The organism is Metabacillus arenae, from assembly GCF_014773385.1.
GTDB lineage: Bacteria > Bacillota > Bacilli > Bacillales > Bacillaceae > Metabacillus_D > Metabacillus_D arenae.
The window spans coordinates 1-19,186 of sequence record NZ_JACXAI010000009.1 but is presented as its reverse complement, the minus strand read 5'-3'; the positions used below and the strand labels follow the sequence as shown (position 1 = coordinate 19,186).

At 37.5% G+C, this 19,186-nt stretch carries 17 protein-coding genes; 5 read left to right on the top strand and 12 right to left on the bottom strand.

Annotation, left to right across the window (positions count from 1 at the left end):
- Positions 1–53: 53 nt before the first annotated feature.
- Positions 54–572 (top strand): DUF3231 family protein, encoded by a 519-nt coding sequence (locus tag IC621_RS08960; RefSeq protein ID WP_224752422.1) that lies wholly within the window; start codon positions 54–56, stop codon positions 570–572.
- A 200-nt stretch (positions 573–772) separates the two neighbouring features.
- On the opposite strand, the gene IC621_RS08955 is transcribed toward IC621_RS08960, so the two are convergent.
- Positions 773–1,354, bottom strand: a complete 582-nt coding sequence (locus IC621_RS08955) for a DUF2087 domain-containing protein (RefSeq protein ID WP_191157906.1) — start codon at positions 1,352–1,354, stop codon at positions 773–775.
- 432 nt (positions 1,355–1,786) lie between these two features.
- The gene (locus tag IC621_RS08950) at positions 1,787–3,994 is read right to left on the bottom strand and encodes a PAS domain-containing sensor histidine kinase (RefSeq protein ID WP_191157904.1); all 2,208 of its coding nucleotides are present in this window, start codon (positions 3,992–3,994) and stop codon (positions 1,787–1,789) included.
- Positions 3,995–4,401: 407 nt separating this feature from the next.
- Between IC621_RS08950 and IC621_RS08945 the strand changes: the two genes are divergently transcribed.
- Positions 4,402–5,406 carry an acyltransferase family protein gene (locus IC621_RS08945; RefSeq protein ID WP_191157902.1) on the top strand — a complete coding sequence of 335 codons (1,005 nt, stop codon included), beginning with the start codon at positions 4,402–4,404 and terminating at the stop codon, positions 5,404–5,406.
- A 129-nt stretch (positions 5,407–5,535) separates the two neighbouring features.
- Here the strand turns inward: IC621_RS08945 and IC621_RS08940 are convergent, their stop codons facing one another.
- The 4 genes from IC621_RS08940 to IC621_RS08925 all read right to left on the bottom strand — a co-directional run bounded on the left by IC621_RS08940 (position 5,536) and on the right by IC621_RS08925 (position 9,520).
- Positions 5,536–6,258, bottom strand: coding sequence for a LutC/YkgG family protein (locus IC621_RS08940; RefSeq protein ID WP_191157900.1), 723 nt, complete (start codon positions 6,256–6,258; stop codon positions 5,536–5,538).
- Positions 6,255–7,685, bottom strand: coding sequence for a LutB/LldF family L-lactate oxidation iron-sulfur protein (locus IC621_RS08935; RefSeq protein ID WP_191157898.1), 1,431 nt, complete (start codon positions 7,683–7,685; stop codon positions 6,255–6,257). Before IC621_RS08935 ends, IC621_RS08940 begins: the two co-directional genes overlap by 4 nt.
- A 7-nt stretch (positions 7,686–7,692) precedes the next feature.
- Complete coding sequence (locus IC621_RS08930) at positions 7,693–8,421, bottom strand: (Fe-S)-binding protein (RefSeq protein ID WP_191157896.1); 729 nt, start codon at positions 8,419–8,421, stop codon at positions 7,693–7,695.
- Positions 8,422–8,791: 370 nt separating this feature from the next.
- On the bottom strand, positions 8,792–9,520 hold the full coding sequence (locus IC621_RS08925; protein ID WP_191157894.1) for a FadR/GntR family transcriptional regulator: 729 nt from the start codon (positions 9,518–9,520) through the stop codon (positions 8,792–8,794).
- Between the two features lie 152 nt (positions 9,521–9,672).
- On the opposite strand from IC621_RS08925, the gene IC621_RS08920 reads away from it, so the two are divergent.
- Positions 9,673–11,439 (top strand): B12-binding domain-containing radical SAM protein, encoded by a 1,767-nt coding sequence (locus IC621_RS08920; protein WP_191157892.1) that lies wholly within the window; start codon positions 9,673–9,675, stop codon positions 11,437–11,439.
- Positions 11,440–11,713: 274 nt separating this feature from the next.
- Here IC621_RS08920 and IC621_RS08915 read toward each other — a convergent pair whose 3' ends face one another.
- From IC621_RS08915 to IC621_RS08905, 3 genes are all read right to left on the bottom strand, one after another.
- Positions 11,714–11,890: a hypothetical protein gene (locus IC621_RS08915; RefSeq protein WP_191157890.1), complete on the bottom strand. Its 177-nt coding sequence runs from the start codon at positions 11,888–11,890 to the stop codon at positions 11,714–11,716.
- A 137-nt stretch (positions 11,891–12,027) separates the two neighbouring features.
- Positions 12,028–12,189: a hypothetical protein gene (locus IC621_RS08910; RefSeq protein WP_191157888.1), complete on the bottom strand. Its 162-nt coding sequence runs from the start codon at positions 12,187–12,189 to the stop codon at positions 12,028–12,030.
- 72 nt (positions 12,190–12,261) lie between these two features.
- The gene (locus tag IC621_RS08905; RefSeq protein ID WP_191157886.1) at positions 12,262–12,423 is read right to left on the bottom strand and encodes a hypothetical protein; all 162 of its coding nucleotides are present in this window, start codon (positions 12,421–12,423) and stop codon (positions 12,262–12,264) included.
- Between the two features lie 93 nt (positions 12,424–12,516).
- Between IC621_RS08905 and IC621_RS08900 the strand changes: the two genes are divergently transcribed.
- On the top strand, positions 12,517–12,855 hold the full coding sequence (locus tag IC621_RS08900; protein ID WP_191157884.1) for a DUF3905 domain-containing protein: 339 nt from the start codon (positions 12,517–12,519) through the stop codon (positions 12,853–12,855).
- Positions 12,856–13,481: 626 nt separating this feature from the next.
- Here IC621_RS08900 and IC621_RS08895 read toward each other — a convergent pair.
- Positions 13,482–15,488: a penicillin-binding transpeptidase domain-containing protein gene (locus IC621_RS08895; protein WP_224752421.1), complete on the bottom strand. Its 2,007-nt coding sequence runs from the start codon at positions 15,486–15,488 to the stop codon at positions 13,482–13,484.
- Positions 15,489–15,591: 103 nt separating this feature from the next.
- Positions 15,592–16,938, bottom strand: a complete 1,347-nt coding sequence (locus IC621_RS08890) for a TrkH family potassium uptake protein (RefSeq protein WP_191157882.1) — start codon at positions 16,936–16,938, stop codon at positions 15,592–15,594.
- Between the two features lie 442 nt (positions 16,939–17,380).
- Here IC621_RS08890 and IC621_RS08885 point away from each other — a divergent pair, with 442 nt between their 5' ends.
- Positions 17,381–18,511, top strand: coding sequence for a CdaR family transcriptional regulator (locus IC621_RS08885; RefSeq protein WP_191157880.1), 1,131 nt, complete (start codon positions 17,381–17,383; stop codon positions 18,509–18,511).
- 440 nt (positions 18,512–18,951) lie between these two features.
- Here IC621_RS08885 and IC621_RS26410 read toward each other — a convergent pair.
- On the bottom strand, positions 18,952–19,186 hold a 235-nt coding region (locus tag IC621_RS26410), incomplete at its 5' end, for a hypothetical protein (protein WP_224752420.1).

The window sequence follows — 19,186 nt, the reverse complement described above, 5'->3', positions numbered from 1 at the left end:
CTCTGAGAAAGGAAGGTCGCTCAATGAATATTTTTCAACTAGGGAGGACGATTATGGGAATTTTAAGTGACAATCCACAAAATGAACCAATGCACTACGGTGAAGTGTTTGGGGTTTGGAGTTATCTATCAGGGACAAAAGGTTATATAGCTGGGTATCAAACATTCATCAACCATACTGGCGATACGGATCTTAAAAAATTTCTTGAAGATACGATTCGAACCATGAAGCAAGAGGTTGAACAAGTTGAAAACTTATTAAAAGTGAATGGTATTGGTCTGCCGCCTTCCCCCCCTGAAAGACCATCAGCAACATTAGAAAGTATTCCTGTTGGTGCCAGGTTTAATGACCCTGAAATTGCTGCGTCTGTAACTAAAGATATAGCGGCTGGATTAGTTGCATGTAGTCAAGTTATGGGTCAATCAATTAGAGAAGACATCGGCATGATGTTTGGTCAATTTCATACCACAAAAGCACAGTATGGCGTAAGATTATTACGGATAAATAAAGAAAAAGGTTGGTTAATTCCTCCGCCTCTTAACATGCAAATGCCTGAACTTGCACACGCATAGAATTTTTGTTTAGCCCCCAGAGAGTAAGTGGGGGCTGTTTCTCACTATTCGGAAAAAGATTCCCCAATCCTTTGTTCAATAGGGTAGCCTAAACCCAACCATAGCATTCATAAGTTAAAGCTCTTCATCCAAATCATTCAATCTGTTTTTATAATTGGGAACAAAAAAATTACACTTAAATTCACTCGTACCATTGATACTTACTCAATTTGTGACCACATTTCTTTAGGGTTCAGTTCATAGATTCCATTTTCCCTATACATAATGTGATTCATAATAAATTCTCTCCGAATGGTTGCAAAGTCTTCATGATAGTTCTTGATGTATTTATTTATTTCTTTTTCCTCATATTTCTTACCAGCTTCTAGACCGTTGGCAAGATGAAAAAGGATGATTAGCTTTTTCTTCCGTTGTGAAGGAATGGTTTTAAGCTTTCCATCTTTAGTTAAATAGTTTAATACCACTTTTTGATGCTCCATTTCCTTTGAACCTTTCATAACCGAACTCTCCTTTTCAAATATGACCGCTATACTTGCTTCCGACAAGTGGTGGAAAGCAGCAACATCCAAATAATAGTAAACAGTGTTTTTCTCGCGTTTTTGTCTTACAATCGCTAATTCTTTTAATTTGTTTAAATGATGAGTAATAGTTGGAGGAGTTAGTCCCAATATTCCAGCAAGAGCTTGCCCATGCTTAGGTCCTTTTGCAAGCAGGGCTAGGATTCTAATTCTAGTCGGATCTCCCATCATTTTATGAAATTTAACTAATCTGCTTAATTGCATAATACACCTCATTAGATAAATATCTAATTAGATAATAATCTAATTTCAATAAATTGTAAAATAGAAAATATCCTTACTCTTTCAATCGGGACAAAGTGTTTCATGACAATAAAGGTTGACCTAAAAAAAAAGCTCCTGATATACTCAGGAACTTAATTTTGTCATGATGGAAGCTTTCTGTTGTTCAGTAATCACATTCATTTTAGACAATAAGCTTGCATAAAAGAGGATTTTCCTCTGTCTCTCACGCTTGATCATCATTAACACCTGCCTATTTTTCCTTTATACAACTTTATTTACTATAATAAATAATATGTCGCATGTTCAAAAAGGTGACAAGCTAAAAATAAAAATGTAATAATACAGCATATCGGCGACCATAAAATGAGTCTTTCGCCTTTTATGGCGGATTGGCTTCATAGGCCGGGTCCCTTAATTATTATGATGTTGATGAACTGGCAGCTTCAGATGAAAGGTCGTTCCTTCGCCCACTTCACTTTCTACCTCTACGGCTCCGCAGTGCTCTTCAATAATTTTATAGCTTACCATTAAACCAAGCCCGGTACCACGCTCTTTCGTTGTATAGAATGGCTCGCCTAACCTTTTTAGTTTATCTTCGGGGATTCCTGAACCTTGGTCTTTAATTGAAATGATCACATGATGGTCTTCATGGGATTTAATAGAAACGATTATCGTTCCCCCGTCTTGCATAACTTCGATCGCATTTTTTAAAATATTTATAAATACTTGTTTTAATTGATTTGGCTCACAATAAATAGCAGGGATTGTTTCTGGAATATACAGCTCAATTTGAACATTTGCGATAATCGCTTGAGCGTTCAGAAGATCAATTGTATCTCTCATTATTTTTACTACATCTTTTTCCTCAAATTGAATCGCCTGAGGCTTAGAAAGGATTAGAAACTCAGTTATAATCGATTCAATTCGCTTTAGTTCAGATGTGATTATGTTAAAGTACATGGAGAAATCCTCTTTAACACTGCCCTCTAATAACTGAATAAACCCTTTCAAAGCAGTCATAGGATTTCGAATCTCGTGCGCAATTCCAGCTGCAAGCTCCCCAACTACATTTAAAGTATCAGATTTTCTTAACTGTTCCTCCAATTCTTTCCGCTCTGTTACATCACGAAAAGTGACCAATCCAAAATTTTTGTTAATGTTTCGTTTAAATGAAAACTCTAAAATTTTCTCTTTTTGATTAAGAAGCTTAAATGGGTACTCTTCTACAACTTCATCATGTTCACGAATCATTTTCACCAATTGTCTAAAATTCTTGTATTTCTCAGATTGGACAATATTGCTTAAATGGTAATTCTGAATTTGACCATCCGGGACCTCGAGAATCTCGATTGCAACAGGATTAGCATCAATAATCCGATAATTTTGATCAAATAAAACAATCCCGTCCATTGCACCATCAAAGATCTTACGGAATTTTTCCTCACTTTCACGGAGCTCTTTCTCCATTTTCTTACGATCACTTACATTTCTTAAGATTGTCAAGTGCTGACCTTCAATAATCCCCATTTTAGAGGTGAATTCCAGCTCTTTTCTCTGGCCGTTTGCCATATTAAAAAGAAGCTCTTCTCTTATGGCTCCTTCCTCAAAGTATCTTCTTTTGACATCTTCATAACGCGAATCATTTTTATCAACAAAGTCTGATATTTTGCTGCCTATCAAATCATCAAGCGGAAGCTCAAACGCTCTGCTGGCTGATTGATTTGCTTTTAAAATCCTTCCCGTCTCTTCCCAGATGATAATAGCATCGATTGCATTTTCAAAAATCTCGCGGAACCTTTCTTCACTTTTAAACAATTTTAATTCCATGTTTCGTTTTTCTGTAATATCTCGCATGATAGACATGTAGTAACCATTTAAAATGTTAGATGTAGTGGTAAATTCAAAGATTTTTTTTGCTCCGCTCGAAAGCTGGACAGGCAATTCTCCTTTTGCCCTGCCTTTGTCTGATAAAACCTGCCACAGCTTTTCTAATTTATATTCATATTTTTCCTCAACAAAATCATCAAATTGCAAGAAGGACAGTCTTTCCTTCTCAATTTCAAAGCTCAAACAAAATGATTGATTTGCATCGACAAACCTGCCAGTTTCATCAAATATGACAATTCCATCGACTGCCCGGTGAAAAAGATCCTTAAAAAGCTGTTCATTTATTGTTCTTTCCCGTTCAAGCATTTTCTTAGTTGAAATGTCGCGTATAATGGACAGATCATAATCGCCAATCGCTCGTTTTTTTGCCGTAAATTCTAAAAATTTTATTTGGCCGTTATCAAGTTTAATCATAATTTCATCATTTAAGGTGCCAGTTTCCGCTAGAACCTTTCGATGCTGTTCTATTGCCTCTTTCGGTACTAATCCTAAAAAGTCGCTCAGAGACCTTTTCTTTAATTCTTCCTCGCTAAGATTAAACATGCCTATTGCTGCTTGATTGACATCAATAAAATTCATCTCTTGATCAAAAATAATAATGGCATCTAGGGCGCCATTGAAGATTATTTTATGCTTATTCACTTCTGCTTTTAACTTCATGTTTTCTTCACTTAATCTAAGTATTTCTCTTTTCAAGTCATCAACCGTCGGATCCCCAAGTGTACGAACCATCCTTTTACACCCCTTGTTCTATCCCTCATTTTCTTTGTTTATATTTCTACAAATACATGCATAGTCCTTCAAGCATAAAGAAAAACCTTTCCTTTTTACTATTATTCTCATTCTTTTTTTATAAAGTGATTCTCCCATCAGTGGGTATCAAATGGTTAGGGGGACCCGCAGGATGTTGATCACAAAGACGCCCGCTATGGTCGTGGCGCTTTAAGTTTGTGTTCTTTTCCCAAACTATTTTACTGACCGTGTAGAGTGGGATAAATTAACAAAACTTTTACGATAGATTAACATTACTTTACAAAAACATTAAAAGACCTCGAAATGATTTTATTTTACCTTACAGGGGGGTATACAATAGATATGCAAGTCTGCAACATGAAAGAATTCAACAGAAAATAGGTGATATGATGAAAAGCAGAGACAGCTATTTTGATAACGCTAAATTTATCTTAATTCTCCTTGTTGTCTTTGGGCATATCATTCGTTCGTTCATCGACGATAATGAATTGATGCTGAATATTTATAAATTTGTTTACACGTTTCATATGCCGGCTTTTATATTAATCTCAGGCTATTTTGCCAAGGGATTTAATAAACCAGGTTATGTAAAAAAAGTAGCCAAAAAGCTAATTCTGCCTTATCTAATTTTTCAAGGGCTTTATTCAGTCTATTATTATTTAATCCAGGATGAAAGTGTTGTCGCATTGGATCCGCTAGATCCGCAATGGTCATTATGGTTCCTGATAAGCTTGTTTTTCTGGAATGTCCTGTTAATACCATTTACAAAAATGTCAAAACAATGGGCGATTTTAACAGCCTTTGTAATCGGAATAGCGGTTGGGTACATTGACTTTATTAGTAATTATTTAAGTTTGTCGAGAACGTTTGTGTTTTTCCCGATTTTTTTAATCGGCTATTACTTACAAAGGGACCACTTTAGAAAGGTGACGACTCAAAAAGCACGTCTTTTTGCAGCCTCCTTAATGGTCCTAACCTTTTTCTCATACTTTTTCCTTGAATTCGACTACAGCTGGTTATTCGGATCAAAACCGTATTCAGAATTTGGAGAAGTAAATGTTATCAGCAGTTTTGTTCGGTTAGGCTTTTACACGTTAACCTTCATCACAACGATTAGCTTTTTAGCATTTATTCCAACACGGCAAACGTTTTTTACTCATCTCGGTACAAGAACTTTCTTTGTCTATCTCTTGCACGGTTTATTCATCGGTTATTTCCGAAACAGTGCTTTACCTGACTTTATAAAGGATTATGAAAGCTTAACACTCTTAGTTGTCCTATCCATATTACTCACATTGCTGTTATCAAGTAATTTCGTTAAAACCATTGCCCAGCCTGTCATTGAACTAAGAGCTACAAATTTAAAGCAAGCGATAAAGGAAATACGATAATCTAATGAAAACCGCCAGGCCTGGCGGTTTTTTATTAATGGTTTTAAACCTATTATTAAATAAGTAACTCAAACGCAGGGATACTCCAAACGTTTTATTACTAACCTTTAAATCCTAAGCCTCTCCTTATTACTTATCATCCACAATGATATAGGTCGCTCGAATAGGGCCGTGCACACCAACGACAAGATTCATTTCAATGTCTGCAGAGTTGCTGGGACCTGATATAAAGTTGATACAGGAAGCAACCTGCTCTCCTGAATCAACTTTATTGTGAAGGATCTCTGCGGCCTGTGTCATTCGGGGTACAATGGAACTTTTCGGGATAATCGCAATATATGTGGAAGGGAGCAGGCTTACTGACCGTCCTTTTCCGGCATCACTGTATAAAACCACTGTTCCTGATTCAGCCAGGGTAAGGTCAGAGAATGTAATACCTACATTTGCTTTTTCAGCTAATTCAATATTTTCCTCCCTGCCATTTAGGGGATCCCATTTTGATACAGCAATGTTTTTTGCAGGAAGTTCGGCATTTAGCAAGCTTGCAATTCCATATTCAGAAAATCTCGGATCATCCCATGTGATAACTGAACCATTTCCAAACTCCTCAATTGACTTTTCAAGCACGCCTCTAAGGTGCAAAACATCAGTCAGGACGACATTCGTATGAATGAATTCACATTGTTTCATTAATACTTGCACGAGTTCATCCTGGTCTGCCTCAGCTAAGACATGATATTGTGGGGTTTTCTTCCATTGAGGACGCAAGACGCCTTCTTTTCTAATCGGTCTGCCAAGCTCTGCGGCTATTTTTTCGATAAAGGATTCGCGCCCATAAATTTTACTACTCATGATTGTTCATCCTCCTGAGTTCGTTTTTTATACCAATCTCTAAATCTTTGTTTCGCAGGAGCAGGAAAATCTCTTGATTGCGTCCAAGCTTTTAGAGGACCTGGTCCTTTTGAAATTTTTTCATTTTGAGTAAATGGATTCATAGCAGACGATGCAAACTTAGAGCCTAGATTATATAAAGATGAGGACGCTGCCCCAAGACCGAATGCTTTCATCGCCAGTTTTTCCGAGATAGGTGCTCTTCCCTCTTTTTCAACAATCACTTGGCGGTGTTTATGAAGAAGCTCATGTAACGGAATTTTAACAGGACACGCTTCGGTGCATGCTGCGCACAGTGTTGACGCATAAGGGAGCTCTTTAAAGTCATCATAGCCTCCGAGTAACGGCGACAATACAGCTCCGATTGGCCCCGAATAGATGGAGCCATAAGTATGGCCGCCAATATGACGATAAACCGGACAAACATTCACACATGCTGCACAGCGGATACATTGTAAGACGGATTGAAATTCAGTTCCTAGGATGTTAGAGCGCCCGTTATCTACAATAACCAAGTGAAATTCTTCGGGACCATCCGCTTCCACCGTTTGCTTCGGGCCAGTCAAGGCTGTAACATAGCTCGTCAGCTTTTGTCCAACAGCACTTCGTGTTAAAAGTGAGACAAGGACTTCAAATTCTTCAAAGGTTGGGACGATTCTTTCCATCCCCATGACTGTAATTTGCGTTTTAGGGAGCGCCGTTGCTAATCGGGCATTTCCTTCATTTGTAACAAGGCTGACCGATCCTGATTCGGCAATAGCAAAATTACAGCCGGTAATTCCGAGATCAGCAGAAAGAAATTCCTTACGAAGCATTTCTCTTGCATGAAGAGCGAGCTCTTCGGGTTTCTCTGTTTTTAAATAACCTAGTTTTTGCTTAAAAACATCTCTTATTTGCTCTTTATTTTTATGAAGCGCAGGGGCTACAATGTGAGAGGGAGGGTCATGATCGTCAATCTGCAAAATGTATTCTCCTAAGTCTGTCTCAATGACCTCACATCCTGCTTCTTCTAAACAAGCATTCATGTTAATTTCTTCTGTTACCATTGATTTTGATTTTACAATTTTTTTCGCGTTTTTGCTTTCAACAACCTTTTTAATGTAGGAGTTCGCTTCTTCCGGCGTTTTCGCAAAAAAGACGTGGCCGCCGCGCTTTGAGACATTTTCACTTAATTGATACAAATAGAAATCTAAATTTTCTAACGTATTCTGACGAATTTCCTCACCCAGCTCCCGCCATTCTTCCCAATTGCCAAGCTCATCAGCTGCAGCAAGACGACGTGCTCTTAATCGTTCTTGAGCACTTGCAACAGCTCCTCGCATAAAAACATCTTCCACGCCTTCTTCTACTCTAGCTTTAAAGGGCTCATGTTTAATTTTCATTGCCATCTGCCGGTCACCTTCTTTCTTCTCGATGATTTAGTACCTCAGCTATGTGGAGCACTTTTATTGGTTTTCCTTTTCTGTCAATTTTTCCACCAATATTCATAAGACAGCCACAATCCGCTCCTATTAAAAAATCAGGCTCTGTCCCTTCAATATGGGCTGCTTTCTCTTCGACCATTTGCTCTGAAATACGATCCATTTTAACTGAAAAGGTCCCTCCGAACCCGCAGCAATCGTGATTGTTTTTTAGCGGCACATAATCTAATCCTTTAACTTGGTTTAGAAGTTTGATAGGTTCATCTTTTATCCCTAGTAATCTCGTCATATGGCAAGAGGTATGATAAGTTGCTCTTCCTGTTAGAGAAGCTCCTACATTTTCTACCTTTAACACACCGACGATAAATTCGGTTAATTCAAACGTTTTTTCAGCTAATGCTTTTGCTTTCTCTTCCCAGACAGGTTCTTCTTTAAAAACATGAGGATATTCTTTAAACATTGATGCACAGGAACCTGAAGGAGTTACAACATAATCTGCTTTTTCAAATGTTTGGATCATTCGTTTCATGGACTCTTTTGCTTCTTTCACATAACCGCTGTTAAAAGCAGGCTGCCCACAGCAAATTTGTTCTTCTGGAAACTCTACTTCACAACCTAAATGCTCTAGCAGTTCTACTGCGGATTTCCCAACCCGAGGCTGAAACATATCTACTAAACAAGTAATAAATAAAGCAACTTTCATCCTTCACCTCTCCCAATTCTGCTGAATGTAAACGCTTTTTGTTATTATTAATTTAGCTTGTTTTTCTATTTTAGTCAACAGGTCATCTGATGATTAACTAGAAATTAAATCTTTAATAAAGGATTTATTTGCGCTTTCCTGTTTTTAAAATGTAAATGAACTGGGAAAAACGCAAAGCGATAGTCCTTCAGCGACAAGCACTCGGACGAGCTGGCATTGATTAACCATTTTAACAGAATTATCTAGCGGGCGATGGCGACTGACCGGCAAAAACGTCAAGTCCTTATGCCTGTCTGCCTCCGCCGGACAACACAATGAACTGTAATACGTTTATTAGACTTGAAAAGTCTGATTATATTAAAAGGCCCCTTCAAATAGAAGAGTCCTTTTCTAGAAAATATTTTGTTAATACCTTTTCTACATTTTCCAAGTGCTGGAGCATACGTTTTTCAGCCGTATCTGAATCTCCGCTTTGAATCGCTTCAAATATTTCAACATGTTCATCATATAGACGGTCCGTATTTTTTCGTTTTGAATAAAGCAAAATTCTTCTTGTTTCCCGCATCGATTCAATCAACATCCCCGATACATGATTCATTAAATTGACAAGAATTGGGTTATGGGAAGCAGCTGCTATTCCAATGTGAAATAAAAGGTCTGCTTGCTCACCAAGCTCTTCATTCCCTACAGCTTCCTTCATCTGACCTAGAGCAATCTGCATGTCCTCAAGATCTGCTTCTGTTCTTTTTTCAGCAGCTGCTCTTGCTGCTCCTGTCTCTAAAATTCTTCGTACTTCTAACAAATACGATATATCCTGTTTGTTCATTAAGGCTGCACTAGATAATGGAAGGGAAAATACATCAGGGTCAAATTCTTTCACATAGGTTCCTTCCCCTTGTTTTATATCAATCATCCCCATTGCTCTTAATGCACTAAGTGCCTCTCTTATCGCTGAACGCCCGACATTGAAATTTTCGGCCAGCTGCTCAACTGAATCCAGTTTTTCACCAGGTTTTATTTCACCCTTTTTAATCATTTCTAAAATCGTTTCCGCTACTTCTTCATATATTTTTCGCGGTCTGACCTGCTTATATTTCAACCTTTTCACCTCAATAATTCACGCATACTGTTTAACAGTTAAATTTTAGACAAAATAGGTAAGAAAAGCAAAAGGAAACTCAAGTTCGTTTTATTGTAAAATTATGATAAACTATATTAGTTATAAAACTACAAGTAGAAGTGGTGTTTTTAATGAATATTGTAGTAAGTACTCTAAACGCTAAATACATTCATACAAGCTTATCTATCCGCTATTTAAAGGCTTATGCCCAGCCGGAGTACGATATTAAGCTTGCAGAATATACAATTAAAGATCCAGCAATGAATATTGTGACAGATCTTTTTCGAAAAAATCCAGATGTGCTAGGATTCAGTTGTTATATATGGAACATTGAAGAAACGATTAAGGTCATCAAAATGATGAAAAAAATCAATCCTTCGTTAATCATCGTTCTTGGGGGACCTGAAGTCACCTATGACACATACGAATGGATGGAGAATGTACCTGAGGTAGATTTTATCGTCATTGGTGAAGGAGAACAGACCTTTAAACAATTTTTAGATCAAATCCATGGGGATAAAGATCTTAAAAAAGTAAACGGCATTGCCTATCGTGATTCTAAGCAAATTAAAATAAATCCTCAGTCTAACAAGATTGATCTTAAAGAATTACCTTCTCCTTTTCGATTTGAAGAAGATTTGGACCAGCTGTCAAAACGGGTGACTTATATTGAGACAAGCCGCGGCTGCCCCTTCAGCTGTCAATTTTGCCTTTCATCGATAGAAGTCGGTGTCAGATATTTCGATCGTGAAAAAATAAAAGAGGATATTCGCTTCTTAATGAAAAACGGCGCGAAAACAATTAAGTTTGTTGATCGTACTTTTAATATAAGCCGCAGCTATGCACTAGAAATGTTTCAATTTTTAATTGATGAGCACTTGCCTGGAACAGTATTTCAATTTGAAATTACAGCTGATATTATGCGACCTGAAGTCATCCGGTTTTTAAATGAAAATGCCCCTAAAGGCTTATTCCGGTTTGAAATTGGTGTTCAATCAACAAACGATTTAACAAATGAGCTCGTCAAACGAAAGCAAAACTTTTCAAAGCTAACCCGTACTGTTACAATGGTCCGGGATGGCGGAAAAATTGACCAGCATTTAGATCTTATTGCCGGTCTTCCCGAAGAAGATTATCATTCATTTAAGAAGACATTTAATGACGTTTTTGCCTTAAACCCTGAGGAGCTGCAATTAGGCTTCTTAAAAATGCTTAGAGGCACAGGATTACGAATAAGTGCAAAACAATACGGATATGTATATATGGATCACTCTCCATATGAAATCCTTAAAAACGACATTTTACCTTTTGAGGATATAATGAAAATTAAACAAGTAGAGGATGTCCTGGAAAAATACTGGAATGACCACCGAATGGATGTTACGATTGGCTATTTGGTTCACCACGTATTCCCGACACCTTTTGACTTCTTCCAAGAATTTGGGACTTATTGGGACGAACAAGGATGGAGCAGGATTGGCCACCAATTGGAGGATTTATTTAAGCGACTATCCAATTTTATTAAAAAGCGATCTCCAGAAAGCTTACCCATCGTTGAAACACTCATGAAATATGATTACTTAAGAAATCAAAAACATAAACCCCGTAAATCATGGTGGAAAGATGCACTTGATAAAAAAGGAAGAAATGACTATTATCGAGCAGTTATCGAGCAGCCTCACATTTTAGGGGAAAGCTTTGAAGCAAAAGCCTTGTCTGAAAAAGAACTCAACAAACACTCAATCATCGAGGTAACTCCTTTTAATTTGGATAAATATATAACTGCAGGTGTAATCGAGTTTGACCCATCCCTTTTATTGGTTCATTACAATTTACCTGAAGATAAAACGGATATTTATCATACCCCATTAAATAAAATGATAAAACATGTAAGCTAAATGAAGTCTTCGTAAGTATGCGAAGACTTTTTGTTTAGTGCTTTTATCGTCAATTGCTTGCTTTTCTAAATAATTACACTCTCAGCTGGTTAGTTGCACCGTTAGCAGGAGAAGTTGCACCTTTACCGAATTACGGATATTTGCTCCGTTAGCCGATTTTTTACACCGATACACGGATATTTGCACCTTCATCTGGTTAATTTTAATTTTACGGATAAACAAAATTCTTTTACTTTAATGAAATGTGAGAGGCACGATGCCTCTCACATTCATTTTAATCACATTCGCAATCGTCGTCGTTTGACTTTCTTTTATGATCAGCAAGGGTTTCGTACACTTTTCCCTCGTTATAATGCCCAAGCTCGTGGCCAAACTCTTCTTGAAGCAGTTCTTTATCCATTGGTCTTTTATGATTTTGCATTTCCTTGCTTTTTTCTGTTTTCTTCGTCATTGCAATCAACCTCTGTTTTTTTATTTTGCTGTTAAGCAAGTATTGCTTCCATCATTTCAAGGTTCATGTGGGAGTGATCAATTTAATTCTTAAAGCAACCGGCGATTCGCCGATAATGCTTTGTAAAAAGTCATTTGCTATTTTCTGCTCTTTCCTTGTCGTCCATGCTTTGAGTTGCGGTTTGCACCCTTCATTGGGTTTTCTGCATCATACTCCGCTGAAAATTCAGTATCAGGAAGGCTTTCCTTCGGTGTAAAGTTATTATTTCTAGCTTGGTCTTTTGCTACTTTCCTTTTCAAAAAGTTTCCCCCTCAAAACCATAATTGTGAGAATACTCACTGTAATAGTTTGTCTAACTCCTTCTGTTTCTATTAACGAAAGTTCTCTGCATTAAATTCCTTTTTTCCATGTTCATAAGCAATTAACACAATATCTTCCCCTGTATCCTGTCGAAGCTTCTGTTCCATTTTCTGAAGTTCTTGCAGGTGTTCATTTGTTAAATCCGCAACTGGAAATTGCTTGTTTTCATTCATTTGAAATATCCACCTTTCATTCGTATATTTGGCTAAAGGAATACAATCATAGTATGGATCAATTAGTAAATAGTAATTACTGAGGTGAAACATATGATAAAAAAGAATAACGATTTGACCATCAACGAAACAATGCCGCACCAAATAAGTGCTCCCAGCTGGAAAGGAAGCGGGATCAAAATGAAGCCGCCATTTGTAAATGAGCAGGGGGTTGTAATTGGAGATAGCAATTACAATTCAGCTCAATCTCCTCTTAATAACTGGAGTGATGAGATTGATCCAGAGGTAATGACAGGTGATGAGTGGATCCATCCTACTAATGATATTGGCTGGAATACCCCAGAAAATAGACAGCTTGTTGAAGAAAAGAAAATGGGACAAAACGGATTATTTATGCATCCAGATAAAGATGTTGGGTATGAGCAGGACTAGTAAACATGTGGTACCGGCTAATCAAGGTGAAAAAACTCTTTATCAGCCTGACAGAACTTATTTAAGCGAAGCCAATTCAATCCTATTGACCAAGACTTATCGTTTACATGCCAAATTGAACTTATTTTTGCCTTTTTAAGAAGAGAATTTAGAGCGAGATTTCTCGTTAACGTGCCAATTCTCGCAATTTGTTCTTTTATTCTCAACTTTTTCTGTCCGGTTTCCTTGGCGGATAAGCCAGAGTTGAACGATTTGAGCGAAGGTTCATTCGGAGAATTTAATAATCCAAATCCCCTTTTTACGAGCCAAGTGAAACTTAATTGATTTTTTTGTACTTGTGATAAGTAATTTGAGCTAAACTTCTTGTTTACGTACAAATTCCTGTCTTTACGTCTCCTTTCTGTTTTAGCTGAACGAAAAGCGCATGGCGCCCGCCTATCGGCGACAAGCATAAGACGAGCCGGCATGAAGGTTGTTCTTTAACCTTCTTGACGGATTGGCTTATGACCTAAGGGCCGATGGCGCCTGGAGCCAGACAACGACAACACTCTTTAACACGTTAATACTTTAGTTAAATTAAACTTTCTGATCTTAGCACATAAAAAAACAGGCATCGGTGCCTGTTTTTACTGCAAATAAGCTTTCATGACATTTTTAACCTTAGGAACTACGTAATGGCTTCCTTCTCTATCTTTGACATCTTCAATCATCATCGCTACAAGCAATCTAGGGTCATTTGTATTCATCGCTACAAACCAGCCGTTTTCTTGTCCTTTAGCATCTTTTGATACCTTTAATTCTGCCGTTCCTGTTTTACCTGCTAATTCTAATCCTTCTACAACTGGTTTATTGGCTGTTCCGCTTGGATCATTTACCACCGCTTTTAGGTGGGAAAGAATCAGGTTAGCATTTTCCTGGCTTAATACCCCTTCTTTCCAAACAGTTGGTTTATTAGAGTCCTTCATTTCCAAATATGGCTGAATCATATTTCCTTCATTTAGAAAAGGTGTATAGGAAGCTGCGACATGAAGGGGGCTCATTAACACTTCTCCTTGTCCAAAACCGGAGTCTGCCAGTAATCCTTCTGATCCAATGCCATTATTGGATACAGATGAGGTTTCGATTGGAAAAGGATAAAAGTCAAGTTCTTCTGAAAGGGCAAAACGCTTCTCTAATTCAGATTGGAATGTTTTGCTTCCAATACTTAATGCAGCTCTTGCGAAATAAATATTATCAGAGGTAACTAAAGCATCTTTCAGATTTACTTTTTCAAGTCTAGTAGAAACCCGGGTTACTTCATAGTCACCCCAGCCCTCTTTGCTCCATGTTGCACCAGTAATTGATTCTTCCTTATTTGGATCTACTTTCCCAGTTTCCAACCCTACAGCTGCTGTTAAAGGTTTAAAAGTTGAACCTGGTGAATATAGCTTATTAAATTTTGCTATAGATGTAGCTAGTTTTTCATCATTAAACGTTTTAAGTTCCTCTTCCGGCCAGCCAAATAAAAAATTATTTGGATTGTAAGTCGGTGTACTTACCATTGCAAGCGTTTCTCCAGTTTTTGGATGAATGGCAACAGCGGTTCCTTCATCTTTTTTTAGTTCGTTTGTTAATTGGACTTGCAATGTCGCGTCAATCGTTAAACGAATATCTCTTCCGTTTACAGCAGGCTTTTCAGCAATCACTTCTTCACTATCTGGAATGAAGATCTTCCAGCCGCTCTCGCCGCGAAGCTCTTTTTCATAGACCTGCTCTAGTCCTCTCGTTCCTATCATCGAATTGCCAGAGTACCCTGCATCCTTTTGTTCTTCTAATTGCTCAGCAGTAATAGGTCGAACGTATCCAACTAAATGGGCAGCACTCTCTCCAAAAGGATAAAACCTGGCAGTAACATCCTTCTTCTGTATACCAGGCAGCTCTATCAGCTGTTGATACGTTTCTTCATCTGCTGGATTCATTTTTGCAATCGGTACAAAGTCTCCTTCTCTAACCCAATCAGCAGCAAGAGCTTGGTCAATCTTTTCCTTTGATATCGGCAATAGCTTTGTGATCTTATCAATGATCTCTTCTTTGTTTTCCGCTATTCCTTGTGGAATAACCCCAATCTCATAAACTGTTTGATTTATTGCCAGACCTTCACCATTCCGGTCAAATAGTTGTCCGCGCTCAGGTGAAGATGAGGTGACCCGAACCTCTTCACCTTCTTTAAGCTGAGGGAAAATATAGGAAGGATCCCACTCAATAAACCACTCTTTTCCTTCCTCTGTCTCTTCTTGAATTAAGGAAGCTTCATGTTCAAATTCAACTGGCCCTGCTACCGTCTCCATGCTTAGTGAAAATGGAAGTTTTGCCGTTTCCCCATCTTTTATCTCTGTTTCACCTTCTGGTTTATTAAAAGTTACCTTCAGCTTTTCTGTTTCAATCGCTTGATAAATATTCTCATATCTTTCTTTAAAATCTTTTTCTGAAATAGATTCTTTTGTTTTCTTTGAAAGCTGTTCATACATACTGCTGAAATTTTGTTCATTCCAATCCTTTATATATTGGGTCATTCTCTCTTCAGGAGTCGGCTCCTTCGAGCACCCTGCCATGATTAAAATAAAAAAAGAAAGCAGTAAAACAAAATACCTCAAAAAATAGCCCCCTTGTTATTATTTTCCTTGGCTATTATACCATAATGTAACTTTTTTCAGGGGGCAATTTGCATTCATCTTTTCAAGGATCAGTACCTGTAATCTATCCGATAATAACTCTCTCTTTAGGATAATGATAATTTGCTTCAATTTCTTTTCGGCCCATTATGTATAGGAAGGTTAGAATTCCAATTCTTCCAATAAACATGAGAGCCATAATGATAAACTTTCCTATTATACTTAAATCAGGTGTGATGCCCATCGATAACCCTGTTGTTCCGAAGGCAGAACATACTTCGAAAAGAATCTCAATAAAGTCATGCCGCTCTGTGATCATCAAAATGAATACTGAAGAAAAAGTGATGATGACGGCTACCATAGTGACAACAACGGATTTCAATACATCATCATGATGAAGCTCACGTCTGAAAATTTTAATCGATTTATTTCCCCGAGCAAAATGGAAAATGAATAAAAGATTGAGAGCAAAAGTCGTTGTCCTTATTCCTCCACCCACTGAACTTGGTGAAGCACCGATAAACATCAACGCACACATAATAATTAGTGTAGTATCTGAAAACATGCTGACATCCAAGGTTGCAAGTCCACCGCTTCTCGTAGCAGTTGATTGAAACAATGAGTAAAAAAAGATTTCATGCCACTCTTTATCAGTAAAGAAGAGGTTGTACTCAAGAATTGCAATGAAAAATGTCCCACCAACAATAAGGGAGAAGAACGTGATTGATGTAATTTTGGCAAACAATGAAAAGTGATGTTTTTTGTTATTCGATAAAATAAAGTCTTTCACTTCAATAAGAACAGGAAAACCAATTGCCCCAAGAATGATTAAAATCATGACGACAAATTGGATAAAGTAATCATTGGCAAAAGGGATCATTGAGGCTCCCGTAATATCAAAACCGCCATTTGTCGTTGCACTGACTGATGTGAAAAACCCGTGCAGAAAAGCCTCCTCAACCTTCGAATAATATTTTAAAAAATATGTACTTAATATAAGTCCGCCAATAAATTCAATGAGGAGGATGAGTAAAATAATTTGCTTTAATAATTTCACAATACCTGATAAATGAGACTGATTTTGATCTGTCATCATCAGCCGTCTTTCCCGAAGTCCAATCTTTTTCCCCATAACAAGCCAAATGAATGTCCCCAATGTCATAATCCCAATTCCGCCAAATTGTAAAACAAAAGCTAACAAAACAATTCCTGTCGTACTAAAAGTATCTGCTATATTTACAGATGTAAGTCCTGTCACACTCACCGCGCTTACAGCTGTAAAGAGAGCATCCATAAAAGATAAGTCTACCCCGGGATTATGAGCGACAGGTAGACTAAGCAGACCAACTGAAACCGTTACAGCCAACGCATAGTATAAAGCAATTAGCTGAACTGGCGATAATTTATTAAGAAAACTTGCAACTTTTTTCATAATATTTCATTCCTTGACGTTTAATTTCCCGTCCCTATCATAATGAAAATACTCCAAACTTAAAAGGTTTTTTTGAGAAATTCCATATGATTTTTTTTATCCTTTTTAATTCAATTATAGCTAGACCATATATTCTTTACCTTTTATAAGTATTTGTCTATATATCAAATTCAATGTAACATGCTGAGGTTGGTCACATCTTAGACTTATGAATACAGCAAACATAATAACTAAAAGCATTTATCGAGAAAAAGATATTTATTCACAAATAAAGGTAGATTAAAAACGGCGGCTATGTTCTTTAGGGGATTTTATGAAGGTTAACGAACCCAATCATTTGAAAGAATTGATCAACATTTTATTCTGAGCAAAGATTTATCCCTTTTGGTAGAATAGATGTATCAATAACGGAAAGTCCCCACATAGATAAGGTGTGTGAAAGATGATTCGAGCGGTAATAGCTAATAAAATCATAAGTGAAGTTAAAAAGCTGATTAAGGAACAAATGATCATAGTTGACAGAAACGGCTTTATTATTGCCAGTACAAAACCTTCCCGTATCGGCAATTATCACGAAGGCGCATTCTTAGCTTGTCAGGAAAAGAAAACGATTCCTATCTCAAAAAATGATGAAGCATTATATAAAGGGGTCAAAGCAGGGATTTGTCTCCCGATCTTTTTTCAGCACGAACCTGTTGGAGCAATTGGTATTACAGGTAACCCATCACAAATATGGAAGTATGGTGAATTATTAAAGAAAATGACTGAGCTTTTATTACAAGAAAGCTATTATGCTGAACAATTGGAATGGGAGGCACGTGCAGAAGAAACGTTTGTATTTGATTGGCTTCAACAGAAAAACTGGTCAGATTCTTTTATCGATAAAAGCAAGCTTTTAAAAATTAATCTAACAAACGAAAGACGAGTTGCCATTGCCCAGTTACTACAACCTGAAACAGTCGATATCAATCATTTTTGGACAGATCTAACAAGATTTAAAATCCCCCAAAGCGATGATCTTATTATCCGATGGGGCAATGACCGAATACTCATCCTCTTAAATCAAATTGAACATACGACAAAAGAACAAACGGCCTGCTTTCTGAGTAAGCTGCAAGCATATTGCTTTGAAACTAATCAAATGAAGCTTGCTGTTGGGGTCGGCCAGCCAATCTCTGCTAAACAATTAAGAAGCTCATATGAGCAGGCAGAAAAAGCATTAAAGGTTGCATTATCTAACCAATCAATTGTTTTTGAAGAAGAACTCGAATTAGAAATGTGCTTTCAGGAAATCTCACTAAAAACAAAACGACTTTTTGTAGAAAGAACGATCGGTCCCCTTCTAGATGATAAGGAATTGATTGACACAATAAGAGCATACTTTCAAATGCACCAATCATTAAAAGAGACGTCTCAATCTCTTCATATACATATCAATACACTCCATTATAGATTAAAAAAAATAGAAGAATTAACAAATTTACGAACGAAAAACATCCGCGATCTCGTATCTTTATTTATGTCTCTTCATTTTTTAGATGAATATACAAAAAAAGATCAAGAAAACACTTAATCGATCCAAGTTGTGACTTATCAAAAAAGAATTTCCCAAAATCTATGCGCGAACCTTGGCCTTCTATGAGCGAAACTCCTCTCTCTATGAGCGATCTCTTTTCTATGAGCGAATAGGCCGCTTCTTTGCGCGATTTCCCAGGATCTATGCGCGAACCTTGGCTTTCTATGAGCGAAACTCCTCTCTCTATGAGCGATCTCTTTTCTATGAGCGAATAGGCCGCTTCTTTGCGCGATTTCCCAGTGTCTATGCGCGAATCTTGGCTTTCTATGAGCGAAACTCCTCTCTCTATGAGCGATCTCTTTTCTATGAGCGAATAGGCTACTTCTTTGCGCGATTTACCAGGATCTATGCGCGAACCTTGGCTTTCTATGAGCGAAACTCCTCTCTCTATGAGCGATCTCTTTTCTATGAGCGAATAGGCCGCTTCTTTGCGCGATTTACCAGTGTCTATGCGCGAATCTTGGCTTTCTATGAGCGAAACCCTTCTCTCTATGAGCGATCTCTTTTTCTATGAGCGAATAGGCCGCTTCTTTGCGCGATTTACCAGTGTCTATGCGCGAACCTTGGCTTTCTATGAGCGAAATCCTTCTCTCTTTGAGCGATCTCTTTTCTATGAGCGAATAGGCTGCTTCTTTGCGCGATTTACCAGGATCTATGCGCGAATCTTGGCTT

Excerpts from the sequence above, each read along its gene's own strand:
- IC621_RS08950 (WP_191157904.1), bottom strand. The coding sequence starts at position 3,994 with ATGGTTCGTACACTTGGGGATCCGACGGTTGATGACTTGAAAAGAGAA.
- IC621_RS08915 (WP_191157890.1), bottom strand. The coding sequence starts at position 11,890 with ATGACGAAGAAAACAGAAAAAAGCAAGGAAATGCAAAATCATAAAAGA.
- IC621_RS08960 (WP_224752422.1), top strand. The coding sequence starts at position 54 with ATGGGAATTTTAAGTGACAATCCACAAAATGAACCAATGCACTACGGT.
- IC621_RS08935 (WP_191157898.1), bottom strand. The coding sequence starts at position 7,685 with ATGGCAATGAAAATTAAACATGAGCCCTTTAAAGCTAGAGTAGAAGAA.
- IC621_RS08940 (WP_191157900.1), bottom strand. The coding sequence starts at position 6,258 with ATGAGTAGTAAAATTTATGGGCGCGAATCCTTTATCGAAAAAATAGCC.
- IC621_RS08955 (WP_191157906.1), bottom strand. The coding sequence starts at position 1,354 with ATGCAATTAAGCAGATTAGTTAAATTTCATAAAATGATGGGAGATCCG.
- IC621_RS08945 (WP_191157902.1), top strand. The coding sequence starts at position 4,402 with ATGATGAAAAGCAGAGACAGCTATTTTGATAACGCTAAATTTATCTTA.
- IC621_RS08890 (WP_191157882.1), bottom strand. The coding sequence starts at position 16,938 with ATGAAAAAAGTTGCAAGTTTTCTTAATAAATTATCGCCAGTTCAGCTA.
- IC621_RS08920 (WP_191157892.1), top strand. The coding sequence starts at position 9,673 with ATGAATATTGTAGTAAGTACTCTAAACGCTAAATACATTCATACAAGC.
- IC621_RS08885 (WP_191157880.1), top strand. The coding sequence starts at position 17,381 with ATGATTCGAGCGGTAATAGCTAATAAAATCATAAGTGAAGTTAAAAAG.
- IC621_RS08905 (WP_191157886.1), bottom strand. The coding sequence starts at position 12,423 with ATGAATGAAAACAAGCAATTTCCAGTTGCGGATTTAACAAATGAACAC.
- IC621_RS08900 (WP_191157884.1), top strand. The coding sequence starts at position 12,517 with ATGATAAAAAAGAATAACGATTTGACCATCAACGAAACAATGCCGCAC.
- IC621_RS08930 (WP_191157896.1), bottom strand. The coding sequence starts at position 8,421 with ATGAAAGTTGCTTTATTTATTACTTGTTTAGTAGATATGTTTCAGCCT.